The sequence below is a fragment of the Sphingopyxis sp. genome (genome assembly GCF_016793825.1).
In the GTDB taxonomy this organism is placed as follows: Bacteria; Pseudomonadota; Alphaproteobacteria; order Sphingomonadales; family Sphingomonadaceae; genus Sphingopyxis.
This window is the reverse complement of the sequence record NZ_JAEULM010000012.1, coordinates 26,645-33,508: the sequence shown is the minus strand read 5'-3', so window position 1 is coordinate 33,508 and position 6,864 is coordinate 26,645. Positions and strand designations below refer to the sequence as shown.

Annotated in this window: 8 protein-coding genes; 3 read left to right on the top strand and 5 right to left on the bottom strand. The window is 58.5% G+C overall.

The genetic code is table 11. The features are described 5' to 3' along the window. The 5 genes from JNM03_RS02635 to JNM03_RS02615 form a co-directional block, all read right to left on the bottom strand. Positions 1-212 (bottom strand): phage integrase N-terminal SAM-like domain-containing protein (locus JNM03_RS02635; protein ID WP_294034104.1); only part of this gene is annotated, 212 nt, incomplete at its 3' end. A 344-nt stretch (positions 213-556) separates the two neighbouring features. Then, positions 557-1,582, bottom strand: coding sequence for an IS110 family transposase (locus tag JNM03_RS02630; RefSeq protein WP_294034102.1), 1,026 nt, complete (start codon positions 1,580-1,582; stop codon positions 557-559). Between the two features lie 334 nt (positions 1,583-1,916). Then, positions 1,917-2,677, bottom strand: a protein-coding gene (locus tag JNM03_RS02625) for an IS5 family transposase (protein WP_294034100.1) whose coding sequence is annotated in 2 segments (ribosomal slippage) — positions 1,917-2,353 and positions 2,353-2,677 — 762 coding nt in all. Because the reading frame shifts where the segments join, the coding sequence is not laid out codon by codon here. 239 nt (positions 2,678-2,916) lie between these two features. Next, the gene (locus JNM03_RS02620) at positions 2,917-3,255 is read right to left on the bottom strand and encodes a helix-turn-helix transcriptional regulator (protein WP_294034098.1); all 339 of its coding nucleotides are present in this window, start codon (positions 3,253-3,255) and stop codon (positions 2,917-2,919) included. An 815-nt stretch (positions 3,256-4,070) separates the two neighbouring features. Continuing rightward, positions 4,071-4,667 carry a LuxR C-terminal-related transcriptional regulator gene (locus JNM03_RS02615; protein WP_294034096.1) on the bottom strand — a complete coding sequence of 199 codons (597 nt, stop codon included), beginning with the start codon at positions 4,665-4,667 and terminating at the stop codon, positions 4,071-4,073. A gap of 397 nt (positions 4,668-5,064) precedes the next feature. Between JNM03_RS02615 and JNM03_RS02610 the strand changes: the two genes are divergently transcribed. The 3 genes from JNM03_RS02610 to JNM03_RS02600 are packed head-to-tail and all read left to right on the top strand — an operon-like array spanning position 5,065 to position 6,857. Continuing rightward, on the top strand, positions 5,065-5,532 hold the full coding sequence (locus tag JNM03_RS02610; protein ID WP_294034094.1) for a hypothetical protein: 468 nt from the start codon (positions 5,065-5,067) through the stop codon (positions 5,530-5,532). Between the two features lie 52 nt (positions 5,533-5,584). Next, a complete protein-coding gene (locus JNM03_RS02605) occupies positions 5,585-6,082 on the top strand; it encodes a hypothetical protein (protein ID WP_294034092.1) in 498 nt (165 codons plus the stop codon). 34 nt (positions 6,083-6,116) lie between these two features. Beyond that, positions 6,117-6,857 carry a hypothetical protein gene (locus JNM03_RS02600; RefSeq protein ID WP_294034090.1) on the top strand — a complete coding sequence of 247 codons (741 nt, stop codon included), beginning with the start codon at positions 6,117-6,119 and terminating at the stop codon, positions 6,855-6,857. The last annotated feature ends 7 nt before the right edge of the window (positions 6,858-6,864 follow it).

Here is a 6,864-nt window from a genome sequence, read left to right as displayed (position 1 = left end):
TGCTGCTCGATCTGGAACTGCCGGACATCCTCGGCGCTCGCGGTGTGGGGCGAGCGTCCGAGCCAGGTCGCGAACCGTCCGACATCGCGAAGATAGTTGCGCTGCGTCTCCTTCGAGAAGCGGCGCATGGTCATGTCGTCGATCAGGCGCTGGCGCAGCGGGCTGATCGGGCCAATCTGGATAAGCTCGTCGTTTAATCGTGGCCTCGTCAAGCGAGCTTTTGGCGAACGTCTTTGATCTACGATTGCGTATCGCAGATGGAACAAGGTGAGGCCGTCTGCTTCTTGTGCTTACACGTGCCAGCAATGCCGCTTGTCGGGTACATGGTCGTTTACGCGGTCGGGACATGCCTGCCGCAGGATAGGTCTTCGTGGATGGGACCTTCCAATGTTCATCACGCATCTGCCGGGATAGTGGCACATGCAACGAGCTTAACGGAATGATCCTGTCCTCGTCCCGACGGGGACGGCTCGGCGCGTCCAGCAGGGAAGCAAACGGGAGAGAGAGAGAGAGAGAAGGTTAAATCAGCAGACGTATGGTCCCTTCACCTTGCATCTCATGCTTTGGCAGCGATCGACTGATCGAATAGTTCGCCTGTCTTGAGCATGGCATGCATTATGACAGCGAGCTTGCGCGCGACCGCAACTGCGGCTCGCTTGAAGCCGATCTTCTCCCTGAGCTTGAGACCCCAGGTCCGGAGCGCACTGTCAGCCGTGGCGCGCGTGAGTATCACGACTGCCGCTTCATATAGCAGACCGCGCAAATGGTTGTCGCCGCGCCGGGATATATGACCATCGCAATCGACTTCGCCCGACTGATAACGCCGGGTTGTCAATCCGATCCAAGCGCCAACCGCACGCGACTTCGGAAAGTTTTTCGGGTCCTCGATCGCCGCCACGAAGGACGAGGCAGTTACCGCGCCGACGCCTGGAATCGAGGAAAGCAATTGGCACTGCGTGCTCGCACGCGCCGAGGCGATGAGCTGCCTGCTCAACTCTGCAGCACGGGCGCGCATACCGCGCCACGCCTCTAGCACTGGCAGAATGATCTTTTCGAGGCCGGCGTTGCTCGCCAGAAGGCGGCGCACGTGACCCTCAAAAACGCGACCGGCACCAGCGGGAACGACCAGGCCGAACGTCTTCATCAAACCGCGGATCTGGTTCGACATCTGTGTTGTCGTTCTGAGCATCTGAGTGCGCGCTGCGACAAGCGTCCGGATCAGCATGCTGTCGAAGGTCTTCACACGTACCTCGCGGTAGAAGCCGACTTCGGCAAGACGCGCAAGGCCGTCCGCGTCGTTTGCATCGGTCTTGTTCGGCGCCATATCGAGTGCTGCCTTGGCGTGGCGAGCATCAATACAGATCGCGGGCAAACCGTCCTGCTTCATGGCGTGATAGAACCAGATCGACAGCGGCCCCGTCTCAAAAACAACTCGTTTTACGTTCGGTGCGCGTTTTCGGATGGTCTCTCCTATCAGCGCAGGATCCGATGGGCACTTGCCGCGCCATATCCGATTGCCGCCTTCGCGGACCGATATGAAAGTATCTTTCAAAGACACGTCGAGGCCGATAAATTGGTCCATGGTTGTCTCCCGTTTGTTGCTGGGCCCGGTGTCCATCGTGAGCCCGTTTTTCAACCTATCGGGGGGCAACCACCATTCCCACGCAGATCGCCTGAGAAGGTGATCACGCCCCGCGATTACTCTATGTTCATCTTTCGACTCCTCAGGTAAAGGAGCCGAAAGGGTCCGCCTGCGGCAGCCCGCGTTCAATCAGGTGCGGCGATCGCTGGGCCGCTTTACATCGAGGCTAGCACCAATCCGCGCAGCGGTTCGTGCACCGGCCACTCATGCTTGCTCGCCTCACGGTTTGAGAATCGCAAATTTCGTGTCCGGGCCTAGGGTCAGGACTCATTGATCAGAGCCAGAAGATGACGGTTGCGGCGAGAGCCACGGCAGAGAAGAAGGCCTTCGGGCACCGATCGTAGCGCGTCGCGACGCGTCTCCAGTCCTTCAGACGGCCGAACATGATCTCGATGCGGTTGCGGCGTTTGTAGCGGCGCTTGTCATATTTGACGGTCTTGCTGCGTATTTTCCGGCCCGGGATGCAGGACGTGATCCCCTTTTCCTGCAAGGCGTCGCGGAACCAGTCGGCGTCATAGCCTCGGTCGGCCAGCATCCATTGTGCTTTGGGCAGACTGTCGAGCAAAGCGGCCGCGCCCGTGTAATCGCTGACCTGCCCGGCGGTCATGAAGAAGCTGATCGGGCGGCCATTTGCATCGCTTACGGCATGAAGCTTGGTGTTCATGCCGCCCTTCGTACGGCCGATCAGGCGTCCCTGACCCCCTTTTTTACCCCAAGGCTCGACGCCGTGCGGTGGGCCTTCAAATAGGTCGCGTCGATCATGATCGTCTTGCGCTCTGGCGCCTGAGGTGCAGCCAGGCCTTCCATCATGCGGATGAAGATGCCTTTGTCGCTCCACCGCTTCCAGCGATTATAGAGTGTCTTCGCCGGGCCATACTCCCTCGGCGCATCTCGCCACCTCAGCCTATTGCGGTTGACGAAGATAATGCCGCTCAAAACCCGCCGGTCGTCGACACGCTTGCGGCCATGGCTCTTCGGAAAATAGGGCTGAAGCCGAGCCATCTGCTCGTCCGTCAGCCAGAATAAATCGCTCAAATTCAGGCTCCTTCGTGGTCGCCTGAATCACAGCCATCTCCGCAAATCAATGGGTCCTGACCCTAGCTATTCGGAAAAGCGCAAGGAACTTGCGATCCAGCTCGGCCTCGGGACGCAAGGCAAAGGCGGCCCGCAGCCTGGCCGCCGTCCGCGCAAGTAATAGCCTGTCACTCTCAGCGCGCGCCGAATACCTATTCCTGAGCGAGCATCATTTCGGTCATTTTATACGCTGGGGCATCCTATAGCTCTAAGGTGATTCTAACTTGCTTTTTTGAGACGCCTGCTAAAGCGGCAATCTCGCCGCGAAGGCGGTCAATTTCCTCAGAAAACGTTTCCGACACAGCTCCGCCAAGGAGGTAATGGGGATCGACGCCGAGCGTCTTGGCTATACTTGCCATGCGGTTCGGTTTCGGCCGGGCGCCGTCATTTTCCCAATTGCAAACTGCCGTTACGCTAACCTTCATAGCGGCGGCAAACTCAGTAGCGCTTAGACCTTTTCTAATGCGCAAGCGTCGAAGACGCTCACCAAATGTATCCATTTTATCCTCAGCTATACAAATGTCGTTCGGCGGTTCCACAATATGATCGCTCCTAATTAATCCTTAGCTTTTTTACGATCCTGCCGCAGACAACTTGTCTACCAAAGTGACAATTAAAACTTCCAAGTAATGAAGAGTGGAAGGGTATTGTCGCTGGTATTGGGTTGCCAGATCTGTCGGCGTCTGTGAGAAGTCCAAAGGTCGCGACGGCGCGATGTGATCCACGCGTCGGACTAATATCCGGTTTGGGGCCAAAGGTAGATATTGTCGGTGCCAGTCAAGGTTGCCATCGTCAAAATCGGCGAACACTGGGCAAGGCAGGTGAAGGGATCCGTCCCATTCCACCCACCGCGAGTTCGTCGTCGAAAAGACATGGACGTAAGAACAGCTTTCGGCAAATGTTCGTAAGTCAATCCAGACCGACGAGGATTGCGGCGTTTGCGCGATCTCCACTGGGACTGAGGGCAGTCGGCGCATAGCATCTACTATGAGTTGCGCGGGATCGAACAATCCCGCCGCCTTACACACCGTTTTTATCTGCCCACTTCCCGCGATTACAAAGTCGTCCCATTGCCGAACTACAGCGTCGGCAATGATCCGTTTTATATCGTCTGACAATTCGTCAAATATGAAAGGCTCTAAGTCTTGGCTGGCGCCGGTTGCGTCGTAGGCCACAGCGATATGATGTCTCGGGAAGCGGTCGGCTAAGACTAGCGCTGCGAGTGCTGGAAGCCAGCCCGGGCCGTTGATGACATATCTTTGGGATGTCGTTTTCAACAATGATCGGCCCGATGATGGGGCAATTGCCGCCCTGCTAATCGAGTCAGGCGACGGCGATCGGTCGGCGGAAGATTTCATATCCGGAACGGAAGGGCGCGGGCGAACATGCTTTCGCGGCTATTCACTCCCATCTTCGCATATAAATTCCGTATATGGGTGCGCGTCGTATCCAGCGAAACCCCGTGAAGGCGCGCGAGCTTGTCGGCATCTCTTCCATCAAGCAACCCGATCAGGACGCGATGTTCCGACGTTGTCAGATTGAAGGCGAGGTCTAGATCGAGGAAATTTGGTTTATATTCGGTGCCGGTTCGAACTGCGACGCAGCCGACGATATCACTGTCCAGGCGAACTGCGCGGAGCAGCAGGAAGCCCTGCTCATCCTTCCGAGGAATTTGTAAGGTCGTCAGATCATCGCGTGCATCGCCAATAAACTGTGCAAGCATGTGCTGTTGGACACGTTTGGTTGTGGTGAGAATTCCTTTCACCGCCTCCAGCTCATGGCGCGCAGCCAGCAATTTCGCGCCGGCGTCGTTCTGCCACAGAATCTCCAAGCGCGAATCCACCATTACCCGGGGCTGAGCTTCCTTATCCAGCCAGCCGAGACTTGCCGCGTAAAAATCGCGTGCTTGTTCTGGCACCCGTGGACTAGGCGCCCCCGCTTCGCTGACCAAATCCCCCCCCCCGTCCATTCCGCCCGGTCCGCGGATCTTGGACGATGTCACGCTAACATACGGTGAATTTACCGTAAAGTTTCTTGGGAATTTTGGCGCAAATCGCGGCGATGCAGTGATTAATTTGAGCGGAAATTCGCTTAACCATTTGAATAAGAAGACGTCCTGCTTCGGGACACTTTTGCCCGATATGGCAGTCCGGCCATTTCTCACCAATGTTGGGGATGCACGACTCGGGAAGAAAATCTTAACCCCTTGTTTACCTTTTGGGGATGGGGGGAATCGAGTCGCGGTCCGGTCGTATCCGGAGCCATTCCAGACTTCTCGAAGGGGAAACTTGAGGCGGTGCGCAATGCGCGACGTTTCGTTCAACCCAAATGTAGTAAGGAATTACCAGATGAAGAAGCTCGCTCTCGCGGCCGTTGCCGCCGCTACCATGATTTCGACGCCGGCGTTCGCCGACACCACGGTCATCTATGCCAATGTTCCGCTCGTCTGCAACGTCGACGGTCCGGAAAGCAATGGCGGCGTGAATCTCAACGGCACCACCGCGCTCGGCGACATCACCGCACAGTGCAACAATGCTGCCGGCTTCACTTTCTCGATCACGTCGCTGAACGGCTTCAAGCTGAAGGACCAGGACAATGGCGCCAACGCCACGACCTATGCCTATTCGCTCGCGATCGCTGGCGTCCCCGGCTCGTTCACGTCGAACCAGTCGTTCAACTCGAACGCACTGGGCGCCAACGCTGCCCTGATCACGCCGCAGTCGGCTGCCGTCAGCGTGACGACCTCGGGTCCGACCGGTGCGGCCTATGCCGGCACGTACCAGGACACCATCACCTGGACGATCAGCGCTAACTAAGTTCGGTGGAGGGACGGCTTCGGCCGTCCCTCCCTGCACTTCAGCATATTCGATGCGCTTTATCCGCTTCTTTGGCCTGGCCTGCCTTCTGTCCACCGCACCGGCGGCGGCGCAGCTTGTGCCTGTGCCGCAAGGACCCGAGGATAGCGCGACGACTTTGATTTACGGGACGGTCGTGCCGGTTTGCACCGTAGAGACCGATACCCCGCTCGCGATTGTGCAAATGGGTACCGGCGCGCAGGACGTGTCGAATGTTACCTATACCTGCAACAACCTCGAGGGCTTTACGCGTCGTGTCTCTTCGGAAAATGGCGGGGCGCTGGTCCGCGGAACGCAGGGCATCCCCTATCTGCTATCGCAGAGCGGCGTTGCGGGCTTGGCCTTCGCCCCGATCAGCCTGCAAAATCTCCAGAGCGACGAGGTCGCGACATTCCCCGAACTGGCGATCGGCAGCAGCGGCGTGCTGCGCGTCGAGATTCCGGCGATTCCGCCGCGCCTGCTCGCGGGCGAATATATCGATACGGTTACGATAGAAATCACGCCCAACTAAATGTCGGGTGCGAAGCGCTTGGGGGCGCGGGGGGATGAAATTGAAGATGGTTTTTCTGCTGCGCGGCATTGCCGCCGCAATGTTGTTCGCGGCAAGTCCCGCGCACGCTGGCGTGCGCGTCGAGCCGATGTCCTATGACCTGTCGCCGAGCGGCACTGGTGCGCGTCAGGACCTGCGCGTCGAAAACACCTCGGCGCAGCCGACCCCGGTCGACGTCTTTGTCGAGCGGCGCGAAATCCTTCCGGACGGCAGCGAAAAGCGGACACCCGCCGATGATGACTTTCTGATCTTTCCGCCGCAGGGTATCGTGCCGGGCAACGGCTTTCAGACGTTTCGCGTCCAATATGTCGGCGCCCCGATCACCAGGACGGTGCTCTATTCGGTGACCATCGCCCAGCAGCCCGTGGACATGTCGGGATCCGGCGACAGCGGCGTGCAGGTATTGTTCAATCTCGGGACGCTCGCAGCGGTCTCTCCGCCGAATTCGGAACCGAACGTCGTCGTCGAGACGGTCGCTCCAAGCGCCGAAGCCGCCAAGCTGACGGTTACGGTGTCGAATGAAGGCAGCCGCTACACGCGGCTTCGCACCGGACGCTGGACCTTTACCGCGGCCAATGGCGCATCCGAGATTCTGGAGGGCGAAGCGCTGCAAAAAGCCATTGCCCAGCCGCTGATCGAACCCGGCACCCGCCGGGTGATCGAGCTTCCGGTGAGCGCCAGCTTCGTCCGGGAGGGCGCGACGGCGAAATACGAGTTGCCTTCTACAGGACAGTAGAGCCGCG